Origin of the sequence: Paraburkholderia sp. JPY465 (genome assembly GCF_050436725.1) — a bacterium.
GTDB lineage: Bacteria > Pseudomonadota > Gammaproteobacteria > Burkholderiales > Burkholderiaceae > Paraburkholderia > Paraburkholderia youngii.
The window spans coordinates 1597036-1613596 of sequence record NZ_JBNDMT010000002.1 but is presented as its reverse complement, the minus strand read 5'-3'; the positions used below and the strand labels follow the sequence as shown (position 1 = coordinate 1613596).

Genomic DNA, 16561 nt, shown 5'->3' with positions numbered 1-16561 from the left:
GTTGCATGAAGACTCGGACGGACCCGGGCTCTAGCTCGACAATCAGAACAGGAAAGGGAAAACATGTCGCATGCGTTGCCCGACCGGTTGCTGCCCGGCTCACCGTATCCGCTCGGCGCGAGCTGGGACGGGCTGGGCGTCAACTTCGCGGTGTTCTCGGCCAATGCGCAAAAAATCGAGCTGTGCCTGTTCGATTCCACCGGACGCAAGGAGATCCGCCGCTTCGCCATGCCCGAATGCACCGACGAGATCTGGCACGGCTATCTGCCGAACGCGCATCCGGGCACCGCGTACGGCTTTCGCGCGCACGGGCCGTATCAGCCGCATTTCGGGCATCGCTTCAATCCGCACAAGCTGCTGCTCGACCCGTATGCGCGCAAGCTCGTCGGGCAGTTTCGCTGGTCCGACGCGCTGTTCGGCTATCGCGTGCATTCGAATCGCGCGGACCTTTCGATCGACCGGCGCGATTCCGCGCCCGCGATGCCCAAGTGCGTCGTCGTCGACGAGGCGTTCGACTCGTCGCACGACCGGCGTCCGGACGTGCCGTGGGGCGAAACCGTGATCTACGAAACGCACCTGCGCGGCGCGTCGATGCTGCGCTCCGATCTGCGCCAGCATGAACGCGGCACGTTCGCGGCACTCGCGGCGCCGGAGTTCATCGAGCATCTGCTGAAGCTCGGCGTGACCGCGGTCGAGCTGCTGCCCGTGCACGCGTTTCTGAACGACCGCTTCCTCGTGGAGCGCGGCCTGCGCAACTACTGGGGCTACAACACGGCCGCGTTCTTCGCTCCGGAGCCGACCTACCTGAGCACGCACCGGCTCGACGAAATGCGCATCGCCGTGCGGCAACTTCACGCGGCCGGCATCGAGGTGATTCTCGACGTGGTCTACAACCACACCTGCGAAAGCAACGAGATGGGCCCGACCATCTCATGGCGCGGCCTCGACAACGCCAGCTACTACCGGCTGATCCCCGGCGACGAGCGTCACCATATCAACGACACCGGCTGCGGCAACACGGTCAATCTGCCGCATCCGCGCGTGATGCAGATGGTGATGGATTCGCTGCGCTACTGGTCGACCGCGTTCAACATCGACGGCTTCCGTTTCGATCTCGGTGTGACGCTCGGGCGCGAAAGCCACGGCTTCGACCCGGGTTCGGGCCTGTTCGACGCGTTGCGCCAGGACCCGGTGCTGTCGCAACGCAAGCTGATTTCCGAGCCATGGGATATCGGCCCTGGCGGCTATCAGCTAGGCAATCATCCGCCGGGCTTCAGCGAATGGAACGACCGTTTCCGTGACACGGTGCGACGGTTCTGGCGCGGCGACGCCGGCCTGCGGCCCGACCTCGCGGCGCGCCTGACCGGTTCGGCCGATCTGTTCAACCGGCGGCATCGCAAGCCGTGGGCGTCGCTCAACTTCGTCACGTCGCATGACGGCTTCACATTGGCCGATGTCACCGCGTACGAGCAGAAGCACAACGAAGCGAATCAGGAAGACAACAACGACGGCCACAACGAGAATTGCAGCCGCAACTGGGGTGTCGAAGGCGCGACCGACGACCCCGCGATTCTCGCCACGCGCCGCCGCGTGTCGCGCTCGCTGATCGCGACACTGATGATCGCGCTCGGCACGCCGATGCTGCTCGCCGGCGACGAAGCGCTGCGCACCCAACGCGGCAACAACAATGCTTACTGTCAGGATAACGACCTATCCTGGATCGACTGGGACCTTGCCGATTCAGCGGAAGGCCGGCGCATGACCGAGTTCGTCGCGCGCGTGATCGGCTTGCGAAAGCGCCACCCGCTGTTGCGTGAAACGCGCTTTCTGTTCGGCGACCGCGAGGTGCTGCCCGGCCTGTTCGACGTCGGCTGGTTCGACGAACACGGCGATCCGCTGACGATCGAAGCGTGGCAGGACCCGGAGGGACGCGCGTTCACGTTGCGTCGCGCGGGACCGGGCCTGAATGGCGAAACCGAAGTATTGTTATTGATGCTCAACGCTCACGACGAACCGCTGCAGTTCTCGCCTCCCGCGCCGCATCTGGAATGGCATGTGCTGCTGGACACCGCCGATCCGGACCGCGCGCCGCAGAGACTCGCCACGGCCGAACTCGAGGTCGGCGCACACGGCCTCGTGATACTAGCCGCGCAGCCGACCGGCGAAGCGGATTGGCAAGCCGGCTGGGTGGCTGGCGCGCAGCACGGGCCGCGGTTGTTGACCGCGCTGCCGCCCGACCCCGGCGCGCAGACACCAGACGACGATGGCTCGCAATGAACGATGCACTGCGGCGACATAGTTCGAGCGTGGACAAATCGCAACGCGGCCGGGGTGGCAAGAATGTTGCGACGCAATGCTTGCGTTGCGTCACCCTGCTAGCCAGGCGCGTTTGCAGATTCGAATGGTGAAGACATGTCCGATAGTCCGATTGATCCACACACGCATCATCACGCGCACTGTCTGCCGTTCAGCGCGCAGTTGATCGGCGCGAGCGGCGCGCGACCGCGCACGCGGTTCCGTTTCTGGGCACCGTCGTGCAACAGCGTGCAGGTGGTCATCGAAAGCGGCCACGCGCAAGGCACGCACGACATGGCGCCGACCGGCAACGGCTGGTTCGAGACCACCGTGGAGAGCGGTGCGGGCACGCTGTATCGGTTCCAGCTCGACGGCAAGCAGACAGTGCCCGATCCCGCCTCGCGATTCCAGCCGCGGGACGTGCATGGCCCGAGCGAGGTCATCGATCCGCGCGCCTACCATTGGGAACACACCGAATGGCACGGCCGGCCCTGGGAAGAAACGGTACTGTACGAATTGCACGTCGGTGCAATGGGCGGCTATGCGGGCGTGCAAAAACGTCTGCCCGAGTTCGCCGCGCTCGGCGTCACCGCTATCGAACTGATGCCGTTGAACGACTTTCCCGGCCGTCACAACTGGGGTTACGACGGCGTGCTGCCGTACGCGCCCGACTCCGCGTACGGCCGCCCTGAAGAACTGAAGGCGCTGATCGACGCCGCACATGGTATCGGCCTGATGGTGTTTCTCGACGTCGTCTACAACCACTTCGGACCCGACGGCAACTATCTGCATACTTACGCGGAGCCGTTTTTCCGCGCGGGCGTAAAGACGCCATGGGGCCCCGCGATCGACTTCGAGCGCAGCGAAGTCAGCGACTTCTTCACCGACAACGCGGTCTACTGGATCAACGAGTACCGCTTCGACGGCCTGCGCTTCGACGCGGTGCATGCGATCGACAACCCCGCGTGGCTGCGCGAGCTGTCGGACCATATCCGCGCGCGCGTGCAGCATGGCCGCCATGTGCATCTGGTGCTCGAAAACGAGCACAACAGCGCGAGCCTGCTCGACGCGCATTTCGACGCGCAATGGAACGACGACGCGCACAACACGCTGCACGTGCTGCTGACCGGCGAAACCGAAGGCTATTACCACGCGTATGCGAACGAACCGATTCGCCGGCTCGCGCGCGTGTTGTCCGAAGGCTTCGCGTATCAGGGCGAGCCGTCGCCGCTGCACGATGGTGCACCGCGTGGCGAAGCGAGTGCGCATCTGCCGCCGACGTCGTTCGTGATGTTTTTGCAGAACCACGATCAGATCGGCAACCGTGCGTTCGGCGAACGTCTACGCAAGCTGACTTCGGACGACGCGCTGCGCGCCGCGACCGCGTTGCTGTTGCTGTCGCCGCAAATTCCGCTGCTGTTCATGGACGAAGAATACGGCTCGACGCAACCGTTCCTGTTTTTCACCGATTACACCGGCGATCTCGCCGACGCGGTGCGCGAAGGGCGACGCCGTGAATTCGCGCGCTTCGCCGCGTTCAGCGACGAGAAAAGCCGCGCGCAGATTCCCGATCCGAACGATGCCCAGACCTTCGCCGCGTCGTCGCCACCCGCGCCCGATGCGAAGCCGACACCGGATCGGCTCGACTGGATGCATTACTACAAGTCCGCGCTCGCGGTGCGCGCGAAGCTGATCACGCCACGCCTGAAACATACGAAGGCGTGCGGCGCGACCGTGCTGCGCGACGCAGGTGGCGGCGACGCGAACGCACTAGTCGCGCGCTGGAAACTCGGCGATGGCGAGACGCTGTCGATCGCGCTGAATCTGTCGAAACAGAGCGTAGCGTTCGACGACATCCCCGCCGGCAAGATCATTTTCGAAACGCCGCCACGCGCGCGCGAGCAGGCCGACGCGCGGCTATTGCCCGCTGATGCGTGCATCGCATGGCTGACCGGCGACATCAACGAATTCGCTAGCCGCCACGATGCGCGCATCGCATCGCACGAGGAGCAGCGCGCGTGACGACCCGACGCCCCAACGACCGGCTCGTCGCGCTCGCCACCCGTGCAGGCTTCGAGGTGGAGTGGCAGGACGCGCACCACAACGCGCAGCACGTGCCCGAGAAGACGCTTGGCACGCTGCTCGAACGCATGGGTCTGCCGTGCGGCAATGCCACCGATATCCGCCACAGCGCCGCTGCTCTGGAGGCCGAACTATCGGGCCGCCGGCTACCGCCGCTGATGACCGCGGTGATCGGGCGTGGCATCGCGCTGCCGGCGGCCGCGGTCAAGTCGGGCAGCCATTACCGGATCGAGTTGGAGAGCGGCGCGATCATCGACGGCCGCTTCACCGCGCCGAAAGGCGAGGGAGCGCTGCTCGCGCCGATCGACGAAGCCGGCTATCACACGCTCGTGATCAACGACCAGCGCATGACGCTCGCGGTCGCGCCGCCGCGCTGCTACACCGTCGCCGACGCATGGCGCACGCTGCACGGCGGCGAAGGCGATGGCGAACGCGAAGGCGTGCCGCCGATGCCGCCCCTGTGGGGCATCGCCGCGCAGCTGTATGGCTTGCGTCGCGTCGGCGATGGCGGCATCGGCGATTACACGGCGCTCGCGCAGCTTGCGCGGCACGGCGCGCAGCGCGGCGCACACGCACTCGCCGTCAGTCCGACCCACGCGATGTTCAGCGCGCAGCCCGAGCGCTTCAGCCCATACGCACCGTCGTCGCGTTTGTGGCTCAACGTCACGCATATCGATCCGGCCGCGGTGTTCGGCGCCCACGCGTGCGCATCGGCATCGGCGCGGGCCGGCAACGCATCGTCGAAATACGAAGAGCTGCCGCTGATCGACTGGCCGCACGCGACAGCGTTGAAACTCTCGGTATTGCGCGCGCTGTACGAGCAGTTCAACGCGCACGAGCGCCCGCAGCAATCGCCCCGCGCACTCGAATTTCACGGCTTCTGCGAACGCGCGGGGCGCGCGCTCGAAGATCACGCGCGCTTCGAAGCGCTGCAAGCCGCGCAACTCGCGCAAGGCGGCGACGGCCATTGGCGCAACTGGCCCGACGCGTTGCGCGACCCGCGCAGCCCCGAAGTCGACGCGTTCGCCGCCGCGCAGCGCAACGAGGTCGACTTTCATCTGTTCCTGCAATGGCTGGCCTCGCGCGGCCTGTTGCACGCGCAGCACACCGCGCGCGAAGCCGGCATGGCGGTCGGCCTGATCGCCGATCTCGCGGTGGGTTGCGACAGCGCCGGCAGCCATGCATGGTCCTACCCCGACGACATGCTTCAGGGCGTGTCGGTCGGCGCGCCGCCCGATCTGTTCAACCAGGCCGGCCAGTCGTGGGGACTCACCACCTTTTCGCCGCGCGCGATGCGCACGCAAGGCTTCGCCGCGTTCATCGACATGCTGCGCGCGGCGTTCGCGCATGCCGGCGGCATCCGCATCGATCACATTCTCGGCTTGCGGCGCCTGTGGCTCGTGCCCGAAGGCGAAAGCGCGCGCAACGGCGCGTATCTGCGCTATCCGCTCGAAGACCTGCTGCGGCTGATCGCGCTCGAATCGTGGCGGCATCGCGCGATCGTGATCGGCGAGGATCTCGGCACCGTGCCGTCCGGTTTTCGCGAGCGGCTCGACGAGCACGGCATCGAAGGGATTCGCGTGCTGTGGTTCGAAGGCGCGCCCGACGGCCACGGTTTCAAGGCGCCCGCCGATTGGGACCGCTACGCGGTCGGCACGACGACCACGCACGATTTGCCGACCGTTGCCGGCTGGTGGCGCGGCAGCGACATCATGTGGCGCAATCGCATCGGCCAAACGATGGCGCGCGCCGACGGCCGCGACCCCGAAGAAGCGGCGCTCGAAGAGCGCGCGCAGCAGCGCGCCGACTTGTGGCGCGCGTTTCAGCGAGCGGGCGTGGCCGCGCCCGACGTCGCGCCGCCGGACGCCGACAACCCGCCAGTCGACGAAGCGCTCGCATTCGTCGCCGCGACGCCCGGGCCGCTCGTCACGTTCCCGCTCGAAGACCTGCTCGCGCTTGCCGAGCAGCCGAACCTGCCGGGCTCGATCGACGAACATCCGAACTGGCGCCGCCGCATGACGCTGCCCGTCGACGCGATGTTCGACGACCCTGTATTCACCGACCGACTGCTGGCCGTCGACGGCGCCCGCCGCGCCGCCGCGCCTTCACCGAACACTTCCGCGGAGCCCGACACGCCATGACCGTCCCACGCTCCACACTGCGCCTCCAGTTCCATCGGGGCTTCACGTTCGACGACGCCGCGCGCCACGTCGAATATTTCGCCGCGCTCGGCATCAGCCATCTGTACGCGTCGCCGATCACGACGGCCGAGCCCGGCTCGATGCACGGCTACGACACCGTCGACTACACCCAGGTCAGCGCCGAATACGGCGGCGAGGCGGGCTTGAGGCGCCTCGTCGACAAGCTGCGCGCGCACGACATGGGGCTCATCGCCGACATCGTGCCGAATCATATGGGCGTCGGCGGTTCGAGCAACGCGTGGTGGCTCGACATCCTCGAATGGGGACGCCACAGCGCGTTTGCGCGTCATTTCGACGTCGACTGGCATTCGCCCGATCCCGCGCTGCGCGGCAAGGTGCTGCTGCCGACGCTCGGCGCGTCGTACGGCGATGAACTGGTGGCGGGCCGCATCGCGCTGCATTTCGCCGCTGACAGCGGACGCTTTTATATCGGCTACGGTCCGCACGTGTTCCCGGTCTGCCCGGTCGATTACGCGGCGATCCTGCAAGGCGCCGACCGCGCCGATCTGAGCGCGCTCGCCAATCGCTTTCACGGACTCACGACGCAGCCCGCCGATCAGCCGCGCGCCGCCGAGGCGCGCGACGCGCTGCGCGAGTTCGTCGCGCGCGAAGGCGCGTCGGCGATCGAGTTCGTGCTGGAGACTTACGCGCCGCAAGATCCGGTCACGCGCGACCGGCTGCATCGGCTGATCGAGCGGCAGCATTTCCGGCTCGCGTGGTGGCGCACCGCCTCCGACGAAGTGAACTGGCGGCGCTTCTTCGACATCTCCACGCTCGCCGCCGTGCGCGTCGAGCGGCCCGAGGTGTTCGAGGCGGTGCATGCGCTGATCTTTCGCCTCTACCGCGAAGGGCTCATCGACGGCTTGCGGATCGATCATATCGACGGGCTCGCCGAGCCGCGCGAATACTGCCAGCGTTTGCGCCAGCGGCTCAGCGAGTTGCGCGACACCGCGCCGTACGTGGTGGTCGAGAAAATTCTCGGCCGCGGCGAGCCGTTGCGCGACGACTGGCCCGTCGACGGCACGACCGGCTACGACTTCATGAGCGACGTCGGCGCGCTGCTGCACGATCCGGCCGGCGCCGAACCGCTCGCCAACACCTGGGCCGAGCTGACCGGCCGCAGCGCGCGCTTCGCCGATGAAGCGCACGCGGCACGGCGCAAGATTCTCGCGGAAAACTTCTCGGCGGAACTGGACCGCGCGGCGCGCGCACTGCATCGGATCGCACGCGATTCGCTGAGCACGCGCGACTTCACGTACCCGGCGCTGCGCCGCGTGCTGACCGAACTGGTCGTGCATTTCCCCGTGTACCGCATGTATCCGCTGGGCGGACTGCGCAGCGCCGCCGACAACGTCTATTTCGAGCAGGCGCTCGCCGGCGCGCGCGCTTCGCTGCCGCGCTCGGACGACGCGACGCTCGAGCGCGTGAATGCGTGGCTCGGCGGCAGCGCCGAAGAGGGGCCGCCCGCGCGGCCCGGCGCGCAGTCGCAGCAGCAGGCGCAAGGCGGCGGGCCGCCGCCGCACGCGGGATCGTCCCGGCGCAGCGCGCAAACGCTGTTTTCGCAGCTGACCGCGCCGCTCGCCGCCAAAGCGATCGAGGACACCGCCTGCTATCGCTACGGGCGTCTGCTGTCGCGCAACGAAGTGGGCTCGGATCCCGGCGAGTTCGCGCTGTCGGTCGAGCAGTTTCATGCGGGCAATCTCGAGCGCGCGCAACGTTTTCCGCATGCGATGCTGGCGACCGCCACGCACGATCACAAGCGCGGTGAAGACGTGCGCGCGCGGCTCGCGGTGTTGAGCGAGATCGCCGACGAATGGGGCGCGACGCTGCGTGCATGGTCGACGTTGAACGCGCCGCAGCGACGCGCGCTCGACGGCACGCCGATCAGCAGCGTGAGCCAGGACAAGAGCGACGCATGGGCTCCCGGCCCCGCCGCCGAGGATATGCTGTACCAGACGCTGGTGGGCTGTTGGCCGCCCGATCTGCGGGCCGACGACGAAGCCGGCGTCAAGGAGCTGGCCGAGCGCGTCGCGCAATGGCAGTTGAAGGAGCTGCGCGAGGCGAAGCTGCAAACCAGCTGGCTCGCCCCCGATGAAGCCTACGAAGCCGGCTGCCGCGAGTTTCTGTTCGGCATCCTCGCGCCGCAGCGGCGCGACGCGTTCCTGAAGGAACTGTCTGCGTTCGTCGAGCGAATCGGTCGCGCGGGCGCGCTCAACAGTCTGCAGCAGACGGTGCTGCGTCTCGCGTCACCAGGAATCCCCGATCTTTACCAAGGCACCGAGCTGTGGGACTTCAGCCTTGTCGATCCGGACAATCGGCGGCCCGTCGATTTCGCGAAACGCGAGGCATGGCTGCCTCAGCCGCAAACGCCGCCGTCGGAATTCCTCGCGGACTGGCGCGACGGGCGCGTGAAGCTCGCGATGATCCAGCGCGTGCTGGCGCTGCGCGCGCATCTGCCGGAGCTGCTGAGTCAGGGCACGTATTTGCAGCTCACGGTGCGCGGCGTGCATGCGTCGAATGTGATCGCGTTCGCGCGGCGCCATGGCAATGCGTGGGCCGTAGTGATCGCCAGCCGGTTGGCCGCGGGCCTGCTTGGCGACGAAGGCGATCTGCCGCTCGTCGAACCGGCGCAATGGGCGGATACGGCCATCGAGATGCCGCCCGATCTGTCGGCGCGCGCGCTGTTCGACTGGCTGAGCCCCGCGGCGCCGAAAGTCGACGATCACGGGCTGCTGTATCTGCGCGACGCGCTCGCCGCGATGCCGGTCGCGGTGCTGGTGGAGGATGGGGTGCCTCGAAGCTGAGGCGGATGAACCGGGTTGAGGCTGGGGGTCGGCTCGGGCCTCAACCGCCCTCGTCGTCGAACACCTTCGGATACACGCGCACCAGCACGATGCGCGGTCCCTTCATCTTCTTGACCACCACGTCGAAGTCTTCGAACTCGACGCGCTGCCCTTCGCCGGGCAAATCGTTGAGCGCCTGGATCACGAGGCCGCCCACGGACTCGGCCTTGCCCTCATCGATGTCGATACCCAGCGCCCGTTCGAGCGACACCACCGGCAAGCTGCCCTTGCCCATCAGCGTGCCGTCGTCCATGCGGGTCCAGTCGGCGTCGCCCTGACGGAACTCGTCGTGGATCTGTCCGACCAGCGCGCCGAGCAGGTTGTCGAGCGTCAGGAAGCCGATCGGCTTCTCGTTCTTGTGGCCGACCAGCGCGAAGTGCGGCGCACCTTTGCGAAAGCGCCGGAACAGTTCCAGCGCCGGCATGTCCGGCTTCACGTACTGCACGGGGCGCACGTAGCGCGACAGGTCTTCGAGCGTGCTGCCCGCCTGGCGCGCGAGCAGCAGATCCTTCAGATGGATCATGCCGGCCACGCGCTCGCCCGCGGCATCCTCGAACAGCGGATAGCGGCTGAAGCGGTGCCGCGCGACCACCTGCATGTTGTCGCGCAGCGGTAGATCGCGCCGCAGACAAACCATTTCATGCGACGGCCGCATCAGGTCCGATACGGTCATACGCGAGAAGTCGAGCGAGTGCGCGATCGTGTTCCATTCGTCCTGGCTGTACGCGCCGCTCGACGAACCGAGTTCGCTCGCGACGTTCGCGCGGCGGCCGCGCAGGATCAGCTTGAGTTCTTCGGTCGAGTAACGCGAGTCGTGGCCGTGGTCGGTATCGAGGCCCGCGGCCTTCAGCACCGCGTTCGCGCTCGTGTTGAGCAGCCAGATGGCCGGGTACATCGCCCAGTAGAACGCGTACAGCGGTGTGGCGGCCCATAGGGAAATTTTCTCCGCCTCGCGGATCGCCAGAGATTTCGGCGCGAGCTCGCCGACCACGATATGCAGGAACGAAATGCACGAAAACGCGAAGAACAGCGAAATGCCGTGGATCAGCTTCTCGGACTCGACGCCGATCAACGAGAAAAGCGGCATCAGCAGTTGCGCGAAAGCCGGTTCGCCGATCCAGCCGAGCCCGAGCGACGCGAGCGTGATGCCGAGCTGACAGGCCGACAGATAGGCGTCGAGCTGTCCGTGCACCTTCGCGAGCAGACGGCCGCGCATGCCATGCTGGGCGGCGAGGCTTTGCACGCGGGTCTGCCGCAGTTTGACCAGACCGAATTCGGCTGCGACGAAAAAGCCGTTGAGTGCAACCAGAAACATTGCACCGATGAGGGCGACAACCTGTATCAAAGCGACGGGCTCCGGCAACAAAAGTTGTCAGTATAGGGGCTGAAAGCTCAATGAAATCTTTATTGTGCGCAAACGCATTCGCGTGCGACGCTCATTTCGGCACCGCCGCGCTGAACGGCACGCGCAGCACGAGCGTAGCGGGCGTCGCGGTAACGCTGCCCGCTTCCGTCGAATCGCTTTGCTCGAAGCTGCCGCCGTGCGCCTCCGCGACGCGCTTGCACAACGCGAACACCCACGCGATGCGCTTCGCCTCGCGCGGCTCGCCCGCCTGCTTGCGCGCGAACGCTTCGAGCACGTGCGGCAGCGCGGCGTCGTTCAACGCGGCCTCGTTCGGCTCGTACGTGACGCTCGCATGCCATGTGCCGTTGTCCGCGCGCGCGGCCAGTGCGACCTCGGCGCCCCGCGCGCTCGCTTCGACGGCGAACGTCAGCATCAGCCACAGCGCGGCGGCAAGACGAACGCGGTCGCCGTTCAGTTGCTCGGTGGCGATCTGCGAGTCGAGCCGCACGTCGACGCCGCGCGCGCGGGCGAGGCCGGCGCGGACTTCCTCGACGGTTTCGGCAAGCAGCGGATGCAGCGGAAAAGGCTCATACGTGAGCGCGAGCGATTTGGTTTCGGCGCGCGTCGTATCGACGATCGTCTCGAGCAGCTTCACCTGCTGATCGACGCCGCTGCGAATGCCGGTGATCGCGCGCTGCGAGTTGGGATCGTTCGCGTCGAGCTTGCGCTCGAGCACGTAAGCCCAGCTATGAATCGCATTCAACGGACCGCGCAGGTCGTGCGACACCAGCGACAGCACATGATCGCGCATGAACAATGCGGTTTCCGCGCGCAGCAGCGCGCTGCGTTCGGAGATGACGAAGCCGGCCGACGCCGGCTGGGCGCCAGCAGTCCCGGTGGGTGACGTAGTCACGATCGAGTCCTCTCAGGCAGTGCTGGATGATGGGGGGAAGCCTCATTATAGGCATCCCGTTCGGACCGACCAGTGGAGGCCGAACCGCGAGACGCGACGCAATCCGCATGCCATGCGCGAAACCGGACAAGATTCGGCGATCGGCGTCAACGCGCCTACAATGTCGGTTTTACGTTTTTGATCTGAGGAGCAACGCATGTCGACTATGACGACCGAATCCGGCCTGAAGTACGAAGACCTCGTGGAAGGCACCGGCGCCGAAGCCGTCGCCGGCAAGAGCGTGACCGTGCACTACACGGGCTGGCTGACCGACGGCCAGAAGTTCGATTCGAGCAAGGACCGCAATGACCCGTTCGCGTTCGTGCTGGGCGGCGGCATGGTCATCAAGGGCTGGGACGAAGGCGTGCAAGGCATGAAGGTCGGCGGCAAGCGCAAGCTGACCATTCCGCCGCAACTCGGCTACGGCGTGCGCGGCGCGGGGGGCGTGATTCCGCCGAACGCGACGCTCGTGTTCGAAGTCGAACTGCTCGCGGTCTGAGCTAGACCCAAGTATTGCCATGAGCCACGCCGCCGTCACCGCCCCTAACGTTTCGCTGCGCTGCTACGGCGCGATCGAAGCGTCGGACGTGCACGACTTCCATCAAGTCGTGCTGGGACTCGACGGTGCGATGGTGATGGCGGTGGACGGCGTCGCGGAGCAGATCGACGCCGGCTCCGCATGGCTGATCCCGGCCGGCGCGCGGCACGATTACTCGGGCGTCGGCACGAACCGTCAGCTCGTACTCGATTTGCCCGCGACGTCGCTGGCGGTGCCCGAGCGGCTGTTCGAGCGCGCGCGAGCCGTGGCCGTCGATCCATCGCTCGCACAGCTCGTGCACACGATTGCCGCGCATGCGGCGGGCGGCGCGGGTGAAGCGCAAGATAATGCCGTCGGTCACTGTCGCTTCCATTGGGATGCCGCGGCACGTCTGGGCGCCGCGCTCGTCGTCGATTCCGGGGCACTCGCCGGTGCGCAGAGCGAAGGCGTTCGGCTCGATTTCGCGCGCATCGACCGCTGGCTGCGCGCGCATCTGTCCGAGCCGCTGAAGATCGCGGACCTCGCCGCGCACTGCGGCTTCGGCATGCGGCGTTTTCATCAACTGTTTATCGATGCGTTCGGCGAGACGCCGCATCGCTATTTGCAGCGGCTGCGGCTCGACACGTCGATCACGCTGCTCGCGGACCCGCGTCTTTCGTTGACCGATATTGCGCTCGACATCGGCTTTGCCGATCAGAGCGCTTACACGCACGCATTTACGCGGCGTTTTGGGCTCGCGCCCGGACAGTGGCGCGCGTTGCGGCACTGAGGGCGGCGGCGAAGGTCCTGTCAGCCTTCTAAGCCACGCCGCAGATCCGCACGGATATCGCCCGCGTTTTCAAGCCCCACCGCAAGCCGGATCAGACCTTCGCTGATGCCCGCCGCCGCGCGCGCTTCGGGCGTGATGCGGCCGTGCGTGGTCGTCGCCGGATGCGTGATCGTCGTACGCGTGTCGCCCAGGTTGCCGGTGATCGAACAGACCTTCGTGCCGTCGATCACGCGCCATGCGTTCGCGCGCATCTGCTCGGGCGTGTCGCCCTTCAATTCGAACGACACGATCGCGCCGCCCGACTTCTGCTGACGCATCGCGAGCGCATGCTGTGGATGCGATTCGAGCCCCGGATAGAACACGCGATTGATGGCCGGATGCGACTCGAGCCAGCGCGCGATTTCGAGCGCGTTCGCTGACTGCTTTTCGACGCGCAACGACAGCGTTTCCATGCCTTTCAACAGCAGCCACGCGTTGAACGCGGACAGCGTCGGCCCGGCGCTGCGCACGAACGGAAACACCTTTTCCATGATGAATTGCTTCGAACCGACCAGCGCGCCGCCGATCACGCGGCCCTGGCCGTCGAGGAACTTGGTCGCCGAATGCATGACGACATCCGCGCCCAGTTTCAGCGGCTGCTGCAACGCCGGGCTGCAGAAGCAGTTATCGACGACGAACAACGCATTCGCGGCTTTCGCGATCCTGCCGATCGCTTCGATATCCGAAACCTCGGTCAGCGGGTTGGAAGGCGTCTCGAGGAAAAACATCTTCGTTTCGGGACGCACCGCTTCGTTCCACGCGTTCAAATCGGTCGGATCGACGAACGTAGTCGTGATGCCGAACTTGCTGAAGATCTGCGAGAACATGCCGAGTGTCGAGCCGAACAGCGCCCGCGAGCTGACGAGGTGATCACCCGCTTGCAACATCGACATCACGACCGACATGATCGCGGCCATGCCCGACGCGGTCGCAATACAGGCCTCGCCGCCCTCGAGCGCGGCCAGCCGGTCCTGGAACATCGAGACGGTCGGATTCGAGAAGCGCGAGTACGTGAAATAGTCTTCGGAGTTCTTGAAGCGCTCGGCGGCTTCCGCGGCGCTCGCGAATACGAAGCTCGAGGTCAGGAAGATCGCTTCCGAGTGCTCGTTGAAGTTGCTTCGCGCGGTGCCCGAGCGGACGGCCAGCGTGTCGAAGTCGAGGTTCAGGGAGTCGTCCATGTTGGGTCTGGTCTCCAGGAGTCCGTCGCGGCTTTGGTGGCTAAATGAGGCAGCAACAAAAAAGCCCGCTTTTGCGTCGGCATAAGCGGGCTTCGTGTGGGGAGGGGCGCGGTGTGTACGCTCAACCCACCGACAGTTGCAGATGCAGCTGCGAACGCGCCGGGCCACCACCGTCGATCGCTTCGCTCGCGGCATCGCGATCCGATTGCGACGACGGCGCGAGACGCGCGCTTTCGATGCGGTCGAGGTACTCGGTCGTGATGTCGCCGGTCACGTAGTTGCCGTCGAAGCACGAAGCCTCGAACGCCCTCAGCGCCGGATTGATATCGCGCACCGCCTGCTTCAGCGCGTCGACGTCCTGATACACGAGGTGATCCGCGCCGATCATGCGCGCGACTTCCTCGTCCGAGCGGCCGTGCGCGACCAGTTCGCCGCGCGTCGGCATATCGATGCCGTAGACGTTCGGGAATTTCACCGGCGGCGCCGCCGACGCGAAAATCACCTTGTTCGCGCCCGCATCGCGCGCCATCTGCACGATTTCATGCGACGTCGTGCCGCGCACGATCGAGTCGTCGACGATCAGCACGTTCTTGCCCTTGAACTCGATGTTCATCGCGTTCAGCTTCTGGCGCACCGACTTCTTGCGCACCGCCTGGCCCGGCATGATGAAGGTACGGCCTACATAGCGGTTCTTGAAGAAGCCCTCGCGATACTCGACGCCGAGCTTCTTCGCGACTTGCATCGCGGCCGGGCGCGACGAGTCGGGAATCGGCATCACGACGTCGATTGCGACGTCGGGCAGTTCGCGCTTGATCTTCTCGGCGAGGTAGTCACCCATGCGCAGGCGCACGTTGTACACCGGCACGCCGTCGAGCACCGAATCCGGACGCGCCAGATACACGAGTTCGAAGATGCAGGGGTTCAGGCTCGGAGCCGTCGCGCACTGTTGCGAATGCAGCTGGCCTTCTGCGTCGATGAAAACCGCTTCGCCCGGCTGCACGTCGCGCACGAATTCGAAACCAATGCCTTCGATCGCCACCGATTCCGACGCCAGCATCCACTCGACGCCTTCAGGCGTCTCCAGCTTGCCGAGGCACAGCGGACGGATACCGAACGGATCGCGGACGCCGAGCAGACCGTAACCGGCGATCAGCGCGACGATCGCATACGAACCGCGCACCCGCCGATGCACGCCCGCTACCGCCTTGAACAGCGCGGCCGGATCGAGTTGCAGACCCGAACTCGACAGTTGCAGCTCGTGCGCGAACACGTTGAGCAGCACTTCGGTATCGGAATTGGTGTTCACGTGGCGGCGATCGATGCGGAACATCTCATCTTTCAGCTGCTGCCAGTTGGTCAGGTTGCCGTTGTGCGCGAGGATGATGCCGAACGGCGCGTTCACGTAGAACGGCTGCGCCTCTTCTTCGCTCGACGCCGAACCGGCGGTCGGGTAACGGACCTGGCCGATGCCGGTCGTGCCCGGCAGGCTACGCATGTTGCGCGTGCGGAACACGTCGCGCACCATGCCGTTGGCCTTGTGCATGTGGAAATTGCTGCCGTTCGCCGTCGCGATGCCGGCGGCGTCCTGACCGCGATGCTGCAGCAGCAGCAGGCTGTCATAGATCAGTTGGTTGACCGGGGAGTGGGAAACTACGCCTACGATGCCGCACATGGCATGTCCTTCAAAGGTACAAAATTCGTGATGGCGACCGGTGCCTATGCTCGCGCCCGCGCTTCGATGCGACGGGACGCGCTACGCCGTCAAGGCAGCCGGTATGCGCCGGAGTCCTGTTGCGCGTTGCTCGGGGCGCCCAGATCGTCCACATGGACGTAAGCGGCGAGCGCCTCGGGGAGCAGCGGTTTCATTGCGCGGACGCCCGCAACAGCATACGGACGAAGCAGCGCATTGCGCCAGAATTCCTCTTTGGGCAGTTCGGTCAAGCCTGCGAGGGCGACCAGAATCAGCACCAGAACGACCCCGCGGACGAGGCCGAACATCAAACCGAGCGAGCGGTCCGCACCGCCCAGTCCCGTGACCTGCACGAGGCGGCTGAGCAGCGCGCTCACCACGCTCGTGACCAGCACTACGCCGATCACCACGAGCGAAAAAGCCAGCAGCCACTGCGTCAACGCGCCGCCCGGCCAGGTGGACGGGATATACGGGACCACATAGCCGACGAACTCGCAGGCGACGAAAAACGCCGCGACCCAGCCGATCAAACCAAACACTTCCGACAGCAAACCGCGCCAGGCGCCTCGCAGCGCCGACAAACCGATCACCGCCATTACAGCGTAGTCGAAGGCAGTGAACATCGCTCG

11 protein-coding genes are annotated in these 16561 nt (G+C 66.1%); 6 read left to right on the top strand and 5 right to left on the bottom strand.

The genetic code is table 11. The annotated features are described in order from the left end of the window. Positions 1–63 precede the first annotated feature (63 nt). From glgX to treY, 4 genes are all read left to right on the top strand, one after another. Positions 64–2277, top strand: a complete 2214-nt coding sequence (gene glgX, locus QFZ94_RS09475; RefSeq protein WP_429456447.1) for a glycogen debranching protein GlgX — start codon at positions 64–66, stop codon at positions 2275–2277. A 135-nt stretch (positions 2278–2412) separates the two neighbouring features. Beyond that, the gene (treZ, locus tag QFZ94_RS09470) at positions 2413–4317 is read left to right on the top strand and encodes a malto-oligosyltrehalose trehalohydrolase (protein WP_429456445.1); all 1905 of its coding nucleotides are present in this window, start codon (positions 2413–2415) and stop codon (positions 4315–4317) included. Continuing rightward, positions 4314–6518, top strand: a complete 2205-nt coding sequence (malQ, locus tag QFZ94_RS09465) for a 4-alpha-glucanotransferase (RefSeq protein ID WP_429456443.1) — start codon at positions 4314–4316, stop codon at positions 6516–6518. Before treZ ends, malQ begins: the two co-directional genes overlap by 4 nt. After that, positions 6515–9382 carry a malto-oligosyltrehalose synthase gene (treY, locus tag QFZ94_RS09460; RefSeq protein ID WP_429456441.1) on the top strand — a complete coding sequence of 956 codons (2868 nt, stop codon included), beginning with the start codon at positions 6515–6517 and terminating at the stop codon, positions 9380–9382. The genes malQ and treY overlap by 4 nt, the downstream gene beginning before the upstream one ends. A gap of 40 nt (positions 9383–9422) precedes the next feature. Here treY and QFZ94_RS09455 read toward each other — a convergent pair whose 3' ends face one another. Further along, entirely contained in the window at positions 9423–10766 is a 1344-nt protein-coding gene (locus tag QFZ94_RS09455) for a hemolysin family protein (protein WP_429456439.1), read from the bottom strand. Between the two features lie 91 nt (positions 10767–10857). Further along, complete coding sequence (locus tag QFZ94_RS09450; protein ID WP_410848781.1) at positions 10858–11679, bottom strand: sensor histidine kinase; 822 nt, start codon at positions 11677–11679, stop codon at positions 10858–10860. Between the two features lie 196 nt (positions 11680–11875). Between QFZ94_RS09450 and QFZ94_RS09445 the strand changes: the two genes are divergently transcribed. Together QFZ94_RS09445 and QFZ94_RS09440 are read left to right on the top strand one after the other, a co-directional pair. Continuing rightward, positions 11876–12217, top strand: a complete 342-nt coding sequence (locus tag QFZ94_RS09445; protein ID WP_368584159.1) for an FKBP-type peptidyl-prolyl cis-trans isomerase — start codon at positions 11876–11878, stop codon at positions 12215–12217. A gap of 19 nt (positions 12218–12236) precedes the next feature. Beyond that, positions 12237–13025, top strand: coding sequence for a helix-turn-helix domain-containing protein (locus QFZ94_RS09440; RefSeq protein ID WP_429456436.1), 789 nt, complete (start codon positions 12237–12239; stop codon positions 13023–13025). A gap of 20 nt (positions 13026–13045) precedes the next feature. On the opposite strand, the gene QFZ94_RS09435 is transcribed toward QFZ94_RS09440, so the two are convergent. The 3 genes from QFZ94_RS09435 to QFZ94_RS09425 form a co-directional block, all read right to left on the bottom strand. Then, positions 13046–14242 carry an O-succinylhomoserine sulfhydrylase gene (locus tag QFZ94_RS09435; RefSeq protein WP_429456434.1) on the bottom strand — a complete coding sequence of 399 codons (1197 nt, stop codon included), beginning with the start codon at positions 14240–14242 and terminating at the stop codon, positions 13046–13048. A gap of 121 nt (positions 14243–14363) precedes the next feature. Further along, entirely contained in the window at positions 14364–15914 is a 1551-nt protein-coding gene (purF, locus tag QFZ94_RS09430; RefSeq protein ID WP_368584162.1) for an amidophosphoribosyltransferase, read from the bottom strand. Between the two features lie 89 nt (positions 15915–16003). Beyond that, positions 16004–16555, bottom strand: a complete 552-nt coding sequence (locus QFZ94_RS09425) for a CvpA family protein (protein ID WP_368584163.1) — start codon at positions 16553–16555, stop codon at positions 16004–16006. Positions 16556–16561: the final 6 nt, after the last annotated feature.

Bases quoted from the DNA above. Each gene is read 5' to 3' on its own strand.
- QFZ94_RS09440 (WP_429456436.1), top strand. From the start codon at position 12,237: ATGAGCCACGCCGCCGTCACCGCCCCTAACGTTTCGCTGCGCTGCTAC.
- treZ (WP_429456445.1), top strand. From the start codon at position 2,413: ATGTCCGATAGTCCGATTGATCCACACACGCATCATCACGCGCACTGT.
- QFZ94_RS09435 (WP_429456434.1), bottom strand. From the start codon at position 14,242: ATGGACGACTCCCTGAACCTCGACTTCGACACGCTGGCCGTCCGCTCG.
- QFZ94_RS09425 (WP_368584163.1), bottom strand. From the start codon at position 16,555: ATGTTCACTGCCTTCGACTACGCTGTAATGGCGGTGATCGGTTTGTCG.
- QFZ94_RS09445 (WP_368584159.1), top strand. From the start codon at position 11,876: ATGTCGACTATGACGACCGAATCCGGCCTGAAGTACGAAGACCTCGTG.
- treY (WP_429456441.1), top strand. From the start codon at position 6,515: ATGACCGTCCCACGCTCCACACTGCGCCTCCAGTTCCATCGGGGCTTC.
- glgX (WP_429456447.1), top strand. From the start codon at position 64: ATGTCGCATGCGTTGCCCGACCGGTTGCTGCCCGGCTCACCGTATCCG.
- purF (WP_368584162.1), bottom strand. From the start codon at position 15,914: ATGTGCGGCATCGTAGGCGTAGTTTCCCACTCCCCGGTCAACCAACTG.